The organism is Haliea sp. E17 (genome assembly GCF_048323675.1).
Taxonomy (GTDB): Bacteria; Pseudomonadota; Gammaproteobacteria; order Pseudomonadales; family Halieaceae; genus Mangrovimicrobium.
The window spans coordinates 515,593-533,039 of the sequence record NZ_JBLWFK010000001.1 but is presented as its reverse complement, the minus strand read 5'-3'; the positions used below and the strand labels follow the sequence as shown (position 1 = coordinate 533,039).

General features: G+C 63.4%; 16 protein-coding genes. 11 read left to right on the top strand and 5 right to left on the bottom strand.

All coding sequences use genetic code 11. From position 1 onward, the window contains the following. The first annotated feature begins 118 nt into the window (after positions 1–118). From ACNKU3_RS02320 to ACNKU3_RS02275, 10 genes are read left to right on the top strand one after another with little or no spacing between them, the layout of a single operon-like run. Entirely contained in the window at positions 119–790 is a 672-nt protein-coding gene (locus ACNKU3_RS02320; RefSeq protein ID WP_418257794.1) for a tetratricopeptide repeat protein, read from the top strand. Then, positions 787–1,506 (top strand): thermostable hemolysin, encoded by a 720-nt coding sequence (locus ACNKU3_RS02315; protein ID WP_418257793.1) that lies wholly within the window; start codon positions 787–789, stop codon positions 1,504–1,506. The genes ACNKU3_RS02320 and ACNKU3_RS02315 overlap by 4 nt, the downstream gene beginning before the upstream one ends. Further along, entirely contained in the window at positions 1,503–2,996 is a 1,494-nt protein-coding gene (locus ACNKU3_RS02310) for an AMP-binding protein (RefSeq protein WP_418257792.1), read from the top strand. The genes ACNKU3_RS02315 and ACNKU3_RS02310 overlap by 4 nt, the downstream gene beginning before the upstream one ends. After that, complete coding sequence (locus tag ACNKU3_RS02305; RefSeq protein ID WP_418257791.1) at positions 2,993–3,700, top strand: TenA family transcriptional regulator; 708 nt, start codon at positions 2,993–2,995, stop codon at positions 3,698–3,700. Before ACNKU3_RS02310 ends, ACNKU3_RS02305 begins: the two co-directional genes overlap by 4 nt. Then, positions 3,687–4,484, top strand: a complete 798-nt coding sequence (locus ACNKU3_RS02300; RefSeq protein ID WP_418257790.1) for an SDR family oxidoreductase — start codon at positions 3,687–3,689, stop codon at positions 4,482–4,484. Before ACNKU3_RS02305 ends, ACNKU3_RS02300 begins: the two co-directional genes overlap by 14 nt. Before the next feature lie 12 nt (positions 4,485–4,496). Then, a complete protein-coding gene (locus ACNKU3_RS02295; protein ID WP_418257789.1) occupies positions 4,497–5,156 on the top strand; it encodes a response regulator in 660 nt (219 codons plus the stop codon). After that, positions 5,153–6,460, top strand: a complete 1,308-nt coding sequence (locus tag ACNKU3_RS02290) for an ATP-binding protein (protein WP_418257788.1) — start codon at positions 5,153–5,155, stop codon at positions 6,458–6,460. The genes ACNKU3_RS02295 and ACNKU3_RS02290 overlap by 4 nt, the downstream gene beginning before the upstream one ends. Next, positions 6,457–6,780 (top strand): cupredoxin domain-containing protein, encoded by a 324-nt coding sequence (locus ACNKU3_RS02285; protein ID WP_418257787.1) that lies wholly within the window; start codon positions 6,457–6,459, stop codon positions 6,778–6,780. Before ACNKU3_RS02290 ends, ACNKU3_RS02285 begins: the two co-directional genes overlap by 4 nt. Before the next feature lie 7 nt (positions 6,781–6,787). After that, positions 6,788–7,570 carry an FTR1 family protein gene (locus ACNKU3_RS02280; protein WP_418257786.1) on the top strand — a complete coding sequence of 261 codons (783 nt, stop codon included), beginning with the start codon at positions 6,788–6,790 and terminating at the stop codon, positions 7,568–7,570. Then, complete coding sequence (locus ACNKU3_RS02275; protein ID WP_418257785.1) at positions 7,567–8,277, top strand: hypothetical protein; 711 nt, start codon at positions 7,567–7,569, stop codon at positions 8,275–8,277. The genes ACNKU3_RS02280 and ACNKU3_RS02275 overlap by 4 nt, the downstream gene beginning before the upstream one ends. 40 nt (positions 8,278–8,317) lie before the next feature. On the opposite strand, the gene ACNKU3_RS02270 is transcribed toward ACNKU3_RS02275, so the two are convergent. From ACNKU3_RS02270 to ACNKU3_RS02260, 3 genes are all read right to left on the bottom strand, one after another. Further along, positions 8,318–10,105, bottom strand: a complete 1,788-nt coding sequence (locus tag ACNKU3_RS02270; protein ID WP_418257784.1) for a S8 family serine peptidase — start codon at positions 10,103–10,105, stop codon at positions 8,318–8,320. A 337-nt stretch (positions 10,106–10,442) separates the two neighbouring features. Further along, the gene (locus ACNKU3_RS02265) at positions 10,443–12,569 is read right to left on the bottom strand and encodes a BCCT family transporter (protein ID WP_418257783.1); all 2,127 of its coding nucleotides are present in this window, start codon (positions 12,567–12,569) and stop codon (positions 10,443–10,445) included. Between the two features lie 155 nt (positions 12,570–12,724). Continuing rightward, the gene (locus ACNKU3_RS02260) at positions 12,725–15,016 is read right to left on the bottom strand and encodes a fatty acid cis/trans isomerase (protein ID WP_418257782.1); all 2,292 of its coding nucleotides are present in this window, start codon (positions 15,014–15,016) and stop codon (positions 12,725–12,727) included. A gap of 69 nt (positions 15,017–15,085) precedes the next feature. On the opposite strand from ACNKU3_RS02260, the gene ACNKU3_RS02255 reads away from it, so the two are divergent. Beyond that, on the top strand, positions 15,086–16,348 hold the full coding sequence (locus tag ACNKU3_RS02255; protein WP_418257781.1) for a TIGR03790 family protein: 1,263 nt from the start codon (positions 15,086–15,088) through the stop codon (positions 16,346–16,348). Between the two features lie 30 nt (positions 16,349–16,378). Here ACNKU3_RS02255 and ACNKU3_RS02250 read toward each other — a convergent pair whose 3' ends face one another. Together ACNKU3_RS02250 and ACNKU3_RS02245 are read right to left on the bottom strand one after the other, a co-directional pair. After that, positions 16,379–16,645: a twin-arginine translocation signal domain-containing protein gene (locus ACNKU3_RS02250; protein WP_418257780.1), complete on the bottom strand. Its 267-nt coding sequence runs from the start codon at positions 16,643–16,645 to the stop codon at positions 16,379–16,381. Positions 16,646–16,749: 104 nt separating this feature from the next. Next, complete coding sequence (locus ACNKU3_RS02245) at positions 16,750–17,214, bottom strand: FKBP-type peptidyl-prolyl cis-trans isomerase (protein ID WP_418257956.1); 465 nt, start codon at positions 17,212–17,214, stop codon at positions 16,750–16,752. Between the last annotated feature and the right edge of the window lie 233 nt (positions 17,215–17,447).

Here is a 17,447-nt window from a genome sequence, read left to right as displayed (position 1 = left end):
GACCGAAGCGCCCCGCCCGGCTTGCCAGGCTTGCCATCGGCCGACCTAAGGTTCTCTTAAGCATCGCCCCCTATCATCTCCTCCTGACGCTCCCCGGCTTTGATACCAGGAAGAGAACATGCAACTGAGACTCCATACCCGCCATGCGCTGCTGGCCCTTGCCGCCACGGCCAGCTTTGGCGCCCTGGGCGCCGCCCCCCAACCCGATGCCAGGGCCCTGCGCACCGGCTGGGAGCAGGCCAATTTTGCCGCGGCGGGCAAGGCACAGGACAAGGCGATTCTCGATCTGGTGAAGCAGTGCGACGAGGTGCTGCCGGCCTCTGGCGACGACGGCGAAATCCTCACCTGGTGCGGCATCATCAACGCCTCCTATGCCGGGCATGCCGGGCCCTTTTCCGCGATGGGCTACGCCAGGGCCGCGCGCAGCGATCTCGAACAGGCGCTGCAACTCGCCCCTGGGTCTTTCACAGCCGCCGCGCACACCAGTCTCGGCACCCTGTATTACAAGGTGCCCGGCTGGCCTGTCGGCTTCGGTGACAAGGACCGCGCCCGCGCAGAGCTGGAGGCCGGCCTGGCCGGAAACCCGAAGGATATCGACGCGAATTTCTTCATGGGCGATTTTCTCCTGCAACAGAGAGACTACGAGGCGGCACGCCGATACCTTAACCTGGCCGCCAGCGCAGCGGACAGGCCCGGACGGGAGGTCGCCGACGCGGGGAGACGTCGGGAAATCGGGGAGCGGCTGGCCCTTATCGACCAACACAGTGCTGGCAAGGGTGACCGTGAATGAGCCTCACCGAGAGCGGTTTTGCATGCGTTGACCATATCCCCCCCTTCACCCAGGCGACCCGCAGGCCGCGGGCCCGACGACAGCCGCACCTGGCCGCACTGACCGCAGGATCGGCCGGGCGCGCCCGCGCAGAACGCTTCATCGGCGATAATTTCCAGGCCAGTTACGGCGCCAGGCTCACGCACTTCATGCCCATCATCTGCTCGCTGCAACAGGAGGACGCCATCAAGGCCGCCCTGGGCCTGCGGGCCGCGCGGTGTACTTCCCTGTTCGTGGAACAGTACCTGCAGCAGCCGGCAGAAGTGGTCATCGGGCAACACTACCCCGGCCCGGTTTCCCGCTCATCCGTGTGGGAGATGGGCAATCTCGCCGCGAGCGATGGCCGCGTGGCCGTGATGCTCTACCTCCTGGTGACCGCTGCCCTGCACCGTCTCGGCGTCGACTACCTGGTGTTTGCAGCCAACGCGGCGGTCCGCCAGTCGATCCGGCGCCGTGGTTTTACCACCCGGACTGTCTGCAATGCCGACCCCCTGCGCCTCGGCAGCGCGGCCAGCGACTGGGGCAGCTATTACGACAGCGACCCGCAGGTCCTGGTCGCCAGCATCCCCGAAGCGCTGGATCACGGGCAGACAGAAGACTGGGTTCGGGATCTATGGGCGGGAGAGGAAGCACAGATCGCCCGACTCGCTGTGCAGCTGTCCCGATTCGACCGGTGAATATCCTGTACAGCGCCCTGGCATCCAGGGCCCTCGACGCCCCGGGGGACAGCCTGCTGGAATCCGCTGAGGGCCAGCTCGACGCGGCCTCCCTGCTGCAGCGACTGGAGAGCGCCTGCAGGTGGCTCAAGGCGCACTCTCCCACCACGGTCGCCCTGCTCGCCGACAACAGTATCGACTGGGTTATCGCCGACCTCGCGGCGCAGTTTGCCGGCGTTCGCCTGGTGCCCCTGCCGCCCTTCTTCAGCTCCGGTCAATTGGCCCACAGCCTGCGCGCTGCGGCAGTGGACCTGCTCCTGGTCGAGCCGGAACTGATACCGTGCGTACCGGGCAACGCCGGGACGGGGGAACGCGTCGCCGACCTGGGCTCACTGGCCGCCTTCCGCTATCCCTGTCAACGCCAGGCGAGCATGCCGCGGGACACCGCCAGGATTACCTTCACCTCCGGCACTACCGGGACGCCAAAAGGCGTCTGCCTGTCGACGACCCAGTGCCTTGCCGTCGCCCGCGCACTGGCGGATACGGTGGAAATCCGCCGGCCGCGACACCTGTGCCTGCTGCCCCTGAGTACCCTGCTGGAAAACCTCGGCGGCGTGTACATGCCGCTGCTGGCGAACGGCAGCGTGGTTCTGCGCACGCGCGCTGAACTGGGCATGAGCGGCAGTTCCGGACTGCATGAAGCGCGCCTGCTGGAAGCCATCGACAGCGTATCCCCGCAAACACTCATCCTGACACCGCAACTGCTGCTCTGCCTGGAGGCAGCCGCGGCCGCGGGCTGGAATCCGCCCGCCAGCCTCCGTTTTGTCGCTGTTGGAGGCGGCCGCGTCGACCCCGCCGTTATCCAGCGCGCCCGCGACCAGGGCCTCCCGGTCTACGAGGGTTACGGACTCTCGGAAAGCGCCTCGGTAGTGAGCCTGAACGTCCCCGGGGCCGACCGGGTGGGCAGCACCGGCAGGGTACTCCCCCACGTCCGGGTGCGCGTTCGCGAGAACCGTGTGCTGGTCAGCGGCAACGCATTTCTCGGCTACCTCGACCAACCCGGTTCCTGGCACCGCGACGAAGTGGACACGGGTGACCTCGGCAGCATCGACGCAGAGGGATTTCTCACCATCACCGGACGCAGCCGCAACGTCATGATCAGCAGCTTTGGCCGCAACATCAGCCCCGAGTGGGTGGAGGCCGAACTGCTGGCGAGCGGCAGTATCCTGCAAGCCGTGCTGATCGGCGACCAGCGTCCCTGGTGCAGCGCCCTCCTCTGGCCTGCCGGCGGCCTGAATGTAACCGCAGCCATCAATGCCACTATCGACAGGGTCAACGCGGGCCTGCCCGATTACGCCCGGGTGAGGCAGTGGCATCTCCTCGATGAACCACTGAGCATCGGCAATGGCCTGCTCACTGCCAACGGCCGCCCCCGCCGGGACGCCATCGCCCGCCACTACGCGCAAGAGATCGACTGGATTTACCGCAAACAGCAGGACAAGGCTTCATGAGTACATTTTTCCAACGCTTGCAGTCAGACACCCAGCGGGAACGCACTGCACTGCTGGCTAATCCACTGGTTAACCACGCCCTGGAGGGGCGCCTGGGCCGGGAGGCCTACGTGGCCTTCCTGCGCCAGGCCTATCACCACGTGCGCCATACCGTGCCACTGCTGATGGCCGCCGGTGCCCGGCTGCCGGTGGAGAGATCCGCACTGAGAAACGCCCTCGCCGAGTACGTTGCGGAGGAACTCGGTCACGAGGAATGGATACTCGAGGATATCGCCAACTGTGGTTACAGTCCGGAAGAGGCACGCGCGAGCCTGCCCAACGCCGCCACCGAACAGATGGTTGCCTACGCCTACTACATCATCGACAGGGTCAATCCACTGGGGTTTTTTGGCATGGTGCACGTGCTCGAGGGTACCAGTGTCAGCATTGCGGATCGCGCGGCGCGCTGCATTGCAGCTGCCACGGACCTGCCCATGACTGCCTTCACCTACCTGACCTCCCACGGTTCGCTGGACGCCGAGCATGTCAGGTTCTTCGAGGACCTCATGAACGGCATTGAAAACCCGCAGGAGCAGGACCTGATCGTGCACTGCGCACGCCGCTTCTACCGGCTGTACAGCGACGTCTTCAGCGCGGTTGCCGCGGAGCACACGGAACTGCCCAGTGAATCAACCCTACAGGTGAAAGCCCATGAATTTTGCTGACAAGCGTATCTTCCTCACCGGTGCGACCGGTGGTATCGGCCGCGAACTGGCCCGGCGCCTAGCGGGCTTCGGCGCAAAGCTGGTACTGATCGCGCGCGACGCCCGGGCGCTGGAAGAGACCCTCGCACTGCTGCCGGGTTCCGGCCATAGCGCTGTCGTTGCGGACGTTGCCACCGGAGTCGGTCGGGCCAGCGTATTGAGCGCCGCGCAGCAGGGCGTGGATATTCTCATCAACAATGCGGGCGTCAATTACTTCGGCCTGTTGCCGGACCTCAGCGAACAACAGGTACAGGACATGGTCGGGATCAACCTGCTCGCCCCCATCCTTTTGATCAGGGCGCTCCTTCCCGGACTGGTCGAAGCCGGCGGCGCCATCGTCAATATCGGTTCGGGCTACGGCAGCATCGGTTTTCCCGGCTACAGCGGCTACTGCGCCTCCAAATTCGGACTGCGCGGCTTTACCGAAGCCCTGCAACGGGAACTGTCCGACCAGGATATCCGGGTCCTGTATATCGCGCCGCGGGCGGTGGCGACGGCCATGAACCCCCCGGAGGTGGTCGCGCTCAACCGGCAGCTCGGCAACGCCATGGACCAGCCCGCCAATGTTGCCAGCGCGGTCATGGATGCCCTGCGACACAATCGCAAGCGCCGCTTCCTCGGCTGGCCGGAACGCCTGTTCGTGAAAATCAACGGGGTATTCCCCGGACTGGTGGATCGCGCGCTGAAAAAACAATTACCGCTGGTAAGGAAGCAGGCGCTGGCGACGACCGGCGCCAATCGCTAACATAGCCGGCGTATGCAGGTACTACTGGTTGAAGATGATGCATCTCTGGCACTGGGGCTGAGAAAGGCGCTCACGCTGGAAGGCTTTGTCGTCAATCACGTGGCCAGCGGCAAGCTCGCACTGGCCGCCCTGCTAACCGAGCCGGCGGATGTGGTCATCCTCGATCTCGGGCTGCCCGACATGGACGGCCTGGAAGTCCTGGCCCGCCTGCGTGGCAGCGGCAGGCGAATCCCGGTCCTGGTACTGACGGCGCGCGATACCCTCGAGGACAAGATCACCGGACTGGACGGCGGCGCCGATGACTACCTGCCCAAGCCCTTCGAGATGCAAGAGCTCGCGGCCCGCCTGCGGGTCTTCGAGCGCCGCCTGTCGATCAGCGCCTCCTCCCTCATCACCAACGGTGCAGTGGAACTCGACACCGCGGCGCACCGCGTCGCCGTCGGCGGCAACACGGTCGACCTGCCGCGCCGCGAATACATGCTGCTCAAGTTGCTGATGGAAAGCGCCGGCAAGGTCCTGACCCGCGACGCCATCGAGACCCGCATGTACAGCTGGGGCGAGGAAATCGCCAGCAATGCACTGGAAGTGCATGTCCACCACCTGCGCAAGAAGATGCCCGAGGGATTCATCAAGACTGTACGTGGTATAGGCTACACCGTACCCGGCCAATGAAATCCCTGCGCGGCTACCTGATGCTCCTGCTGGTCGCGGCGTTCGCGCTGGTGTCTTTTTTGGCGGCGCTCAACGGTTACCTGGCCAGCATGAAGGAAGCGGAGACCATGCTGGACCAGCAACTGGCCTACGTCAGTGAAATCCTGGATTACACCGCTGCCGCCGAGGGTACACCGCGCCACCACGGGGAGCGCGGCTTCCTCTTCCAGGTATGGCGCAACGGAGCGCTGGCCCTGTCCTCAGAAGACGCGCCAGGGGAACCGCTTGCCGCCTTCGAACCCGGCTACCAGTTCACCAACGCCGGCGGTTATCGCTGGCGTACTTTTACCCGCAGCCCGGACGGCGACACCGTCTACATCGTTGCCGAGCGCGCCGACCTGCGGCACCAGGTCGCTGAACGGGTGGTCCTCGAATCCGTCCTGCCCTGGCTGATCTGGCTGCCGGTATCGGCGCTGCTGATCTGGGTACTGGTAGGCTGGGGACTGCGCCCGCTGCGCGAACTGACCACCCAGATCAACCACCGGCGCAGCGACAATCTCGAACCCATCAGTTTCCGCGACCCGCCCAGCGAACTGGCGCCGCTTATCGATTCCACCAACTCCCTGCTCTCCCGTTTGTCCGGAGCGCTGGAGCGGGAGCGGCACTTCGCCTCGCACGCCGCCCATGAACTGCGCACCCCCCTGAGTATATTGAAAGTCCACCTCCACAACCTCGCCGCCGAGGTACCCGCTGGACACGACGGTCTCGCCCACGCCAGGGCCGGCGTGGAGCGAATGCACCGGCTGGTCGAGCAGATTCTCGACCTGAACCGCACCAATCCGGAGGCGATACGCGGGAGTTTCGAGCGGGTGGACCTCCACGCCATCGCGCAACGGGTGACCGCGCAACACTGGCCGGCGTTCGAGGCCAAATCCCAGGCGCTGTCCCTCAACGGCAGCGCGACCAGCCTGGCCGGCGACCCGGGCATGCTGGAAATACTGCTCAACAACCTGCTGCAGAATGCCAATCGCTATACCCAGCCCGGCGGGGAGATACAGGTATCGGTCGCGGCCACCGGCGCCAACACCGCGGAACTCGTTGTTGAGGATTCCGGTCCCGGCATACCCCCGGAGGAACGCGAAATAGTATTCCAGCGTTTCTATCGCACCGGTTCGACGGACAGCGACAACAGCACCGGCTCCGGCCTCGGCCTGACCATCGTCAGCCACATCGCCCAGCTTCACGGCGGCAAAATCAGCCTGGACGACAGCCCGCTGGGCGGCCTGCGGGTGCTTATCCGGTTCTCCCCGGAGAACCGCCAGTGACCCGGGGCCGCGCCCTGCTGCTACTCGCGCTGCTGGCCGACAGCGCTGCCGCGGGGGCGCCGGTGGTCGAACTGGAAATCCGCGACAAGCTGTTTCACCCGGCTGAAATCACCATCCCGGCGCACACCAAGGTGCAACTGATCGTCTACAACAGGGACGCCACACCCGAGGAATTCGAGAGCTATGAACTCAACCGCGAGAAAGTCATTGTCGGAGGGCGCAGTGCAAAAATATTCATCGGCCCGCTGGAGCCGGGGGTCTACCCTTTCTTCGGCGAATTCAACCCCAGGACTGCCCAGGGCAGAGTGATCGTCGAGTAGCGCCGCCATGTTGATCGATGCGGTCATTCTCGTCCTGCGCGAAGTGCTCGAAGCCGCGGTAATGATCAGTGCGATGATCGCACTGGGTCGCTACCAGCGGCAGGGCCTGGCATGGCTGCTGTGCGCGCTGCCGCTGGCCCTGGGCGGTATCGTCATCTATGCCGGCAACCTGGACCTGATCACCGACAGTTTCGACGGCGCCGGCCAGGAAGTCATCAACGCCGCGCTGCAGATTGCCGCATTCGTTCTTGTTACCCTCGCCATCTACTTTTTCGGCCGCCCGCGGGCCACGCGAACCGGTTTCTCTCCCGCTGCGGCGATGATGACCCTGGCAGTCGCGACCGCCATGGTCAGGGAGGGTTCCGAGATCTGGATTTACGTGTCCGGTTTCGCCGGCATTGCGCAGTATCGGTCAGCCGTTTTTTACGGCGCCGCCATCGGCGCGATTATCGGCTGCAGCGTGTGCATCCTGTTGTACGCTTTCATCATGTCACAATCCTTCCGGCGCGGTGCCGCAAGCGCCCTGCTGCTGCTCGCGCTTACCAGTGCGGGCATGGTCCTGCAGGCCAGCCTGCTGCTGGAGCAGGTGGACTACCTGCCGACACTGGCGCCGCTGTGGGATTCCTCGCGGCTGGTCAGCGAGGAGTCGATACCCGGCGTCATCCTGTACGCCGTGTTCGGTTACGAGGCCACCCCCAACGGGATTGAGCTCCTGCTCTACCTGGGCGCACTCACCCTGGTGCTGGTAACCGCCGGGGATACCCTGCGCAGGACCGGGAGCGAAATGTGAAGCGGCGATTCACGGCACTTTCTGGCGCGCTACTGGGCAGCGTCGCCCTGGCCGACGGCAACAGCGTGGACAGGATCTATCATCCCTACGTGGAGCAACTCGCCTGGGAACTGGAATGGCGCATGACCTACGCCGGTGCGGAACCGGCCACCGGACTGGAGGACCGGCAGCTGCACAAGTTGAGCCTCGGCCACGCCCTGTCGGATTCGGTTTTCGCCGAGGCCTACCTGGTCGGCGAGAAAAGCGCCGACAGCAATTTTGATATCGACGCCTACGAAGCGGAAGTGCTCTGGCAACTCTCCGAGCAGGGTGAGTACCTGTTCGACTACGGCCTGCTGTTCGAATTCGAGAAGGAGCATGCGCAGGACGCCCGCGAGTTTTCCACCCGGGCCCTGCTGGAGAAGGAACTGGGCCGCTTCAGCGCCACCGCCAATATCGGCCTGACCTACGAGTGGGGGGGCGAGATTCGCGACGAATTCGAGACCAGCCTGTCCATGCAGGGCCGCTATCGCTTCTCGCCGCGTTTCGAACCGGCCCTGGAGTGGTACCAGGGCGAAAATACCAGCGGCCTCGGCCCGGTCATGACCGGGACGGAGTCATTCGGCGCCATGCGCTCGCTCTACTGGGAAGTGGGGGCGATTTTTGGCCTGGACAACGACAATCCCGACTATACGATCCGCGCCTTGCTGGAATATGAATTCCTGTGAGGCGCCGACCAGACTGCCAGCGCCCCGTGCAATACCCGGGCTAGGAGCTGTACTCCTGTGCCGCCAGTGCCAGCGTCTTCCTGGCGTTCATCAGGCGGTAGGAGCGCTCGCCTTCGCTGCGCTCGTCGGCGCCCTCGATAATCAGTCGGGTTACATCTGCGACCGTCAAATCCGGATAAAGTGCCCAGAGCTTGGCCGCCAGGTTGGTGACTTGGGGTGCGGCCATGCTGGTTCCACTGAAGGGTAGGCGGTCTCCGCCCGGCACGTAGCTCTCTACCTCGAAGCCGTTGGCGTAGACCTGTGAATTGCCGAAGCTGGTGAAGGAAGTCTCGTCGCCGGCCTGGTCCACCGCGCCGGCCACCAGGATGTTCGGCAGGACGATGGAACTCGGATAGACCTCGTCGAACTTGACGTCGTTATCGGAATTGCCCGCGGCGATGACGAAGAGGATATCCGGCGCGTCGCGCATGGCCTCCGCGAGCGCCTGGTAGGTGATATCGTAAATTCTCCGGGCCAGTTCCCGGCGCTCCTCCGGCGTGCCGGGCGCGCCGGTCTGCTCGAGGCCGGCCTCGATCCCGGCCAGGTTGCCGCCCCAGCTCATGTTGACCACTTTCACCCCCCTGGCGATGAAATAATCGATGGTACTGACATTCGCGGCCGCCTCCTTGTAGGCCATGGCGATGGTCGGGCGGTCACCGATCACCCGGTGATCGAAGGTGATACGGGCCGCCATCAGGCGCGCCGCCGGGTTCCCCGCCACCGAGATGCCGGCGACATGGGTGCCGTGGGCATAGTTGGAATAGGCCCCGAGCCCCTCGATAAAGGGCTGGTAGCCTTCCTTCGGCAGGGAGGACAGCTTGCGCTTGAGCTCGCTGGCCTCCTCGCTGTCGATATTGGCCTGCACATCGCCCAGGCCCTTGCTGTACTGCTGGAACTGGCCGGGGTCCTCGACCAGGGTGGTGATCGGGAAGAGCACCTCCGGGGTATAGTCCATGTGCAGGGTCCAGCCCACGCCGTTCACGTCGTCGACAAATCCGTCGCCGTCATCGTCAATCCCGTTGCCCGGCACCTCACCGGTATTTACCCAGGCCTGCCTGCCCAGCGCCGGAATAGCGAAATCCACCCCGGAATCCCAGACCGCCACGGTAACCGGTGCCAGTTTGTCCGCGGGGTCCAGCACCACTTCACGCTCAGCCCAGATATCCGGTTTGCGCGACCCTTTATTCGCGTTCACCACGCTGGCATAGGCCCGGTGCAGGACGTCCCGGTTGGGCAGGATTACGCTGAGGGTATAGGCGGCGCCGAGCAGGTCTTCCGCCAGCAGCTGGCTCAGTTCCCCGCCCTCCGCGGCGGGCGGATCGAGCGAGGTTTCCACGTCCCCGACAACCATGCCCTCCGACACGTACTCCAGGTAACCCTTGGTGCCCTGCAGGCTGTCCTCCACCACGTCCCAGGGCAGTGACGCCAGGGCGACTTCCAGCTGTCCACCCAGGGTGGCGTCGAATTCTGCCGCCGGGCCCTCACTCGCCGCGATATAGGCCTCCGGAATGCGCCCGCTGGTGTGGCGGGCGGAGGCCTTCTCCTGCATCTCGCGCACTATCGCCACTTGCTTGCTGGCCTCGGCCATGTCGCCGGTCAACAGCGCTATGGTCAGCAGGCTGCCATGCATGCGGCGAACCGCGGTAACGTCCTGGATATCGTATGCGGCCAGGTCAGCGCGGATGTCCGCCCCGATGGCCCGGGCCAGCGCTTCGACCGCCGCCTGGTCGAGCACCAGTTCGCTGGGCCTGACCGGCATCGGGTAGACGTGGGTCGGCAGATCCGACAATCGGGTTATTACCGTCCTCGCACCACCGTCGGCCGCGGCCGCAAGCGGGAACAACAGGACAAAAACACCCACAATCCGGAGGAATCGCATCGCTGTATTCATGGAGTCAGACCTGGCTGCGCAGTTATAACCTGCTGATTAAATGACAAGACGACCGTTTGCTCAACGTTGGGAAGGCTAATAAACCGGCCGGCAGCAATGCATTTACAGATGATTACAGCAGCCGGCGGGGCGGGTTGCCCGGAAACCGCGGGGGATTATGAAGGCGCGAGCGCAGCGCGCTGTCATCGATGGCGGCGAGGCAACTGCTTCGCTGCCGCGAGCAGCCGCGCACCGCTCATACGGTGGCGCGCCCCTCAGCCTTCTCGCGCGCGCTGTCCCGCTTGCCGGCGTCGATACCGGGCGCCTCTTCCGGCGGTTCCGGCGGGGTAGCCAGCATGTCGTCGTGTTCCTCCATCCGCCAGGGCAGGATAGCCGGGGATACATGCAGGAAGTGGAGATGCTTCTCGAACTGGTCGAGGATGTCGGTGATGATGTCCTGCTGGTCGAGGCCGTAGACATCGTAGGACTGGCCGCCGCGGCGCAGGAAGACTTCTGCCCGGTAGTAGTGCTTGTGGTCCGCGTCGTTGCGGGGAATCTCCGGGTAGGCGAAGTCCGGCAGTGCATGTTCTACCCGGCGGACCTCGTAGACGAAATCCACCCGGGCATCCTTGATCACCTCGAGGTAGATACGGTGGTGTTCGTTGTCGATATGCAGTTCGGCATCCCAGTCCTCCCTGCCCAGTTCGCCCTCGACCTGGGCCATCGCATTGCGCACCGTCGTGTCCATGAACGTCTGGACATCGGCCAGGTCCGGAAATGAAACCAGGGAATGCAGCCGGCGGCGCCACAGGCCGTGCCCCCCGGTGCCGGAATAGCGCTGCTGCACCTCCGTCTTCAGGCTGCTCTGGTGATGGCCCTCGATTACCAGCGCGCGCCACATGCCGATGGCTGCGACAATCATGATAACGCTGAAAGGCAGCGCGCTGACGATGGTCATCGTTTGCAACGCGCTCAACCCACCCGCCAGCAACAGCGTTGCGGCAACGACCCCCTCGGTGGTTGCCCAGAAAACCCGCTGCCAGACTGGGGTATGCAGTGAGCCGCCAGAGGCCAGTGAATCGATCACCAGTGATCCGGAATCCGATGAGGTCACGAAAAACGTGATTATCAGCAGTACGGTAATGAAAGAGAGAATCGAGGTCATCGGCAGCACCTCGTACAACTTGAACAACGCAATGGCCTGGTTGGCCTGTACGTCACTAATCAGCGTGGTGTAACCCATGTCCATGATCTCGCTCAGCGCGGTATCACCGAATACCGAGAACCACATGAAAGTGAACAGCGAGGGCGCCACCATGACGCCGATAACGAATTCGCGAATCGTGCGACCGCGGCTGATCTTGGCGATAAACAGCCCGACGAAAGGCGCCCAGGCGATGGTCCAGCCGAAAATAAACAGGGTCCAGTTGCCGATCCAGTCGCTGTGAATGTAGGCCTGCAGGTTGAAGGTGCGCGCGATGATGCCATTGAGGTAGGCGCCGGTGTTTTGCAGGAAGCTTTCCAGGATGTGAATCGATGGACCGGCGACAAACACGAACAGCATCAGGGAAATGGCCAGCACCATGTTCAGGATCGACAGCCGCTTCACCCCCCTGTCCATACCGGCTACCACCGAGAAAATCGCCAGTCCCGTGATTATCGCGATACAGGAGACCTGCACGGCATCGGCAACCGGTATCTCCGGCCAAAGGTAATTGAGCCCGGTATTGATCTGGGTGACGGAAAGCCCGAGCGTGGTAGCGATACCGAACATGGTGCCGAGGATGGCAAATACGTCCACGGCATGTCCGATCGGCCCGTAGATCCGTTCACCGATCAGGGGATACAGCGCGGAGCGAACCGACAGCGGCAGGCCGTGGCGAAAGGCGAAATAGGCCAGCACCAGGCCGACCAGCCCGTAGATGGCCCAGATATGGAACCCCCAGTGGAAGAATGCGATCTGCATCGCCTGCCTGGCGGCATCGACGGTTTCCGCAGCTCCGATCGGTGGTGATGAATAATGCAGCACCGGCTCGGCCACCCCGAAAAACAGCAGGGCGATACCGTAGCCCGCGGAAAACAGCATGGCGAACCAGGCCGGGAAACTGTACTGCGGGTCAGCATGATCCGGGCCCAGTTTGATATTGCCCCAGCGGGTCATGGCGACCCCGACAATAAACACCAGGAAAAAGGCCACCGAGAGCATGTAGAACCAGCCGAAGGTTTGCGTGACATAGGCCAGGGTCCGGGAAAACAGCTTGCCGGCGAGATCGGGGTCGCTGATCGTCCCGATCACCAGCAGGACAATGACGACAACAGCGGGGATGAATACGGGAATGAGTACCGTGGATGTGGAAGAGCTGGAGCCTTCGCGTTCGGACATGTCTCCTTCCTGGCGGTTGCAGAGAAATGTCCCCTAGCCTAACAGTCCGCGACCGCGAATGCACCCGAATGGGGCGCGAACTCACGCGAACGGCAGAAAACCGGCGTAAATCACGGAGAATTCGAGGCTTTACGCATTGCGCTGCAATAGCGCCGCTATTGCGGCGCGCGATCGGCGGGAATTCCCATGACCCGGTAGCGGTTGTAGTCGAGCAGGCCGCCATCCAGCGGGCGCTGCTCCGCGAGCATGGCATGGAATTTGTCGCTGACATACCAGAACCAGGGATCGGTTCGCTGCACACCCCAGCGCTTCACCAGGGTTTCATAGTCCGCCGCTGATTTCAGCCCGGCAACGCTGCGCACGAACGCCGGCATCTCCTTCTCGTGCACCACCAGGAAGTAATTGGGATAGGCGCCGAGAAAGCCGTCCACTACGGTCATTACATCCTCGCCCGGCAGGCGCCGTTCATGCTCCTCGAACAGTTGCGCAATGTTACTGTAGCCGGAATCCCGGATCAGGGTAAAAACACGGTCCGATTGCGGGCCGATCACATTGAGGAAGGTAGCCTGCGGGAAAAAGCTGTTGTGCGCGCCGATATGTGATTGCAGGGCATCGAGCATTTCCGCCAGTTCGGTGGAGACCTTGCCGTGGTAGTCCCAGCGCTGTGCAGACGCAGCGAAAATCCGCTCCTGCTGGAAGTGCAGGAACTCCGCCATGGGTGTCTCGGTGGTATAAGAGAAACCACTGTCGGCAGAAAACGTTTTCTCCAGTTCCCTGAAGTACTCAACCACCGTATCCGGCGCATCGCGATACCAGTAGCGCCAGATTTCGCTGCGTTTATCCCTGGGCATGAAGGCGAGGAAGTTGCTCTCCCCTTCCAGGCGCAGGAAATCCATGTACAGGCGGGATTCCAGCTGGTGTGATACCGAGCCGTAGACGTCGTAATTCGCCACCAGCAGGTAGTGAATGCGTTCCAGCAGTGGATACGCGACAACCCAGGCGGTTTTCGGCACCGAGCCGACGAACCCCTGAACCACGGACGCGGAGTCGAAGTGGCGCATGACTGTCAGCGCGGCATTGGGGTTGTGGCCATCGCCGTCCCAGATATCCGTTGCCTTGAGCGACCGGTTTTCCGAGTTCAGCTTGCGCTCCAGGTATTTCGCCCGTTTTATCCGGTATTTTTCCGCGTCGCGGGCGTAGCGATGCCAGGTGAGGATATCAATGGCAGTGCCGGTTTTCGCCGTGGGCAAACGCATCTTGCCCGCCTCGCGGGATAAAAATGCGGCGTCGGGCTCATTGTCGATAAGCTCCGGATCGACGAACATCACCCAGAAGCGGTCGTCGATCACATTCAGCGCGACGCTGCCGCGACAGACCGGTCCCTTGATGAAGTTCATGATGGTGAACTGCGCTTCGTCGAGCAGGAAGTTATAGCGCGAGTTCAGGGGTATCGCCTCGAAACTGCGGAAGGGGTTGGAAGCCACATCGAGGCTGTAACCGGGCAGGGATTCGACCGTGTAGTCGGGTGCGAGGAACAGCTCCCGGTAGCGCGCCATACGCGCCTCGTCCAGGCGATAGGGCATATGGTTCTTCTGCAGCGGCTGCTTCTCCAGCCGCATCAGGCGATAGTAGAAATGCCCTTTGCCCGGATCGTCAAAGGGACGGCGGCTGGCAATCACCTTTACCGGCTCACCGGGCGGCGTGGTGGAGCGCACCATGCGGAACCAGGCCGGATGGTCTTCGGCACCAAAATAGATATCCGCCAGGAACAGGTGCTCGAAGATATAGCGGGCCATCAGGCGCTGCTTGTTGTCACCGCCGTTGAGAAACTGTTCCCATTCCTGCAACGCCGCCCGCTCGCCCTCCTTCAGGGGCGGCGCGGTTACGGCAGGCGCGCCCGCCTGCAACCAGTCAGTCAGGACGGCGTGTTCTTCGGGGCCGAGACCGGGCAGGCCGAAAGGCATGCCCCACAGCGGGTACTGTTCGCTGAATTCATCGAACTCTTCCGGTTTCGCGCACTGCTGCTCGCGGTCCAGGGAGAAATCAAAGCCCTCGGGCATGGCCCCGGATACCGGCAGGGGATGGGCCTGCTTCAGGGCCAGCATGCGATAGACCAGCCCCTGCTCCGGGTCGTCCTCATCCAGCACCGGGTAAAATCCCTTCTCCCGCCACTTTTCGACTGATTGTGCGTCGATAAACAGGCGACTCATCGGCGCCTCGATCAGGCGGCTGGCATCGTAGACCCGGGTCTTGCTGGCACCCCGTTCGAGTCCGGCGCGCGCCTCCAGCTTGAGCTGGCAGGGGGCGTCGTAACAGCCGTGACAGACCATGCAGCGCTGTTCCAGCAGGGTTGCGGCGCGCTGCGCCAGCGGCAACGGGTCGGCGGCCAGGGCGGTACAGGCAAACAGGTAGCAGGCGAAAACACGCAACAGGTCTTTCATGGGCATACAGGATGACGCTGGCAAGGGAATGTCTCTATAGTAATGCCCCGAGCATTGTGACACGAGTCCCGCTGCATGCAGCAACGCAATCGCCTGCTGGCCTGGATTGCCATCCTCTCAATCAGCCTTGGTCCCCGTGTCCAGGCAGATGCCGCCCTGCCGCGGGTCGCATTACCCGACGCGGGGCTGCAACCGGCCGCGATCGGCGTGGTGGTCAACGACCGCGACCCCCTGAGTGAAAGGATTGCGCAGTACTACCTGGAAAAACACGGAATCCCGCCCGCGAACCTGCTCCACGTGGATTTCAATCCCGCCGCCACCCGGATCAGCGCCGCAGAGTTTGCACAGGGGACCGCCGCCTACCGCGCCGCCCTCTCCGCTAAGGTGAGGGGACTGGCGCTGGCCTGGACCCAGCCCTACCAGGTGGGCTGTATGTCTATCACTTCAGCCTTCAGCGTCGGCTATGACGAGCAATACTGCGCCAGCGGCTGCCAACCCACCGCGCTCAACAACTACGCCCGCAGCAACCGGCTCGACCCCCTTGCCGGTTTCGGCATACGGCCCAGCATGATGCTGGCGGCAGCCACTTTCGCCGACGCCAGGGCCCTGATCGATCGCGGCGCCGCATCCCGCGGGTGGTATTACCGCCAGGCACAGCCCTCCGCCGCAGCCTGGCTGGTGGAAACCTCCGACCAGGCGCGCAGTGTGCGCAAGGCCTTTTACCGGGAGGCGGCACAGCGCTTTGGCCGGCAACTGGAGGTCCACGTCGAGAAAACTGACACGGTGGAACACCAGCGCAACATCATGTTCTATTTCACCGGTGCGCGCACGGTGCCGGGAATCGCCAGCAATGACTACCTTCCCGGCGCGGTGGCCGACCACCTGACATCCACCGGCGGCAAACTCACCGGCGGGCGCCAGATGAGCGCCATGGACTGGCTGGAAGCCGGCGCAACCGGCAGCTATGGCACGGTGGTCGAACCGTGTAATTTCCCCGCAAAATTTCCCCACCCGGCGCGCCTGATGGAGCAATACCTGGGAGGAAGGACCCTGCTGGAAGCCTACTGGAAGAGTGTACTTTCCCCCGGCCAGGGGGTGTTTATCGGCGACCCGCTGGCCGCGCCGTTCCAGGGCTACCGGATCGGGGTCGGCGACAAGGGACTCGAACTGCACAGTTCCCAGCTGCTGCGCGGCAACTACCGGCTGCAGGGAGCAAACCAGGCAGAGGGCCCCTACCGGACGGTTGGCGATGTGGTGAGGGTCAGCGGCTCACCGCAGGTGATAGCACTGCCCGAACCTCATTTTGACTTTTACCGGCTGACGCCGCTCGCACTCTAAAGGGTAGCGGCAAACGCTGACCGCAGGCGATCAGGCAGTCAAGGTTTGCGCGGCCACGCGATACCAGCCGCTGGGACTCACCTGGAAACAGCAGGCATGTTCGTCACCCGGGACAAGCGCGACGCAGGCGCCCGCCGCTGGCAGCGCCATGGCAGGCAAGGCCACGCCACACCCGGCCACAGCGGCCAATTGCAGGAAACGACGACGCCCCAGCGCGGCCCCCGGGCGGCTGTCCCCGGCACTGGCGGAACAGGCGACTGGTGTTTCCACAGTTTCACGGCATTGTTCCAGTGGCATACAAGGTCCTTGGGCAGAAAAATTCCCGGCGCATAGCCGGCACAGGGGAATAACTCCGCCAGACCGCCGGGCAGGCCGACGGTCCGCGGCGCTATCGGGCAGGCTTAGTGGGCGTGCCCGTGCTGGATTTCCTCGTCAGTCGCCGCGCGCACAGCGACCACTTCGACATCGAAGTTCAGCTCCACGCCGGCGAGCGGGTGGTTGGCGTCTACGGTAACCTGGTCGCCTTCAACCCGGGTGACCACGATACGGCGGGCGCTGCCGTCCGCCTGGCGCGCTTCAAATGCCATGCCCGGTTCAACGCTTTCGACGCCCTGGAACGCGGCCATCGGCACTGTGTCGATCAGCTGTTCCATGACTTCGCCATAGCCTTCCGCCGGTGCAATCGTGACCTGCAGGCTGGAACCCACCGCTTTGCCGGTCAGCGCGTTTTCCAGGCCCGGGATGATATTGCCCGCGCCGTGCAGGTAGTTCAGCGGCGCAGCGCCCTCGGAACTGTCGAGGACTTCGCCTGCGTTGTTGGTCAGTGTGTAATGGATGGAGGCGACAACGTTGTCGCCGATCAGCAAGCTCATAGTGATGCTCCCTGTTGTGTGGGTACATTTTCCGCGAATTGTAGTCGCGGTCGGGACACGCAAATATCCTGGTGGGATTTTTCCGTGGTCGGGCTTGAGGGAGATCAAGTATTCATGGGCGACAGACAGAGGATCAGCCGACCTGAACGCAGGCGAAGGCCACAAATAATTGGGCTATCAAGCAGCTGACAGTATAAAAGGCCGACTACACGAGTCAACGCAATACC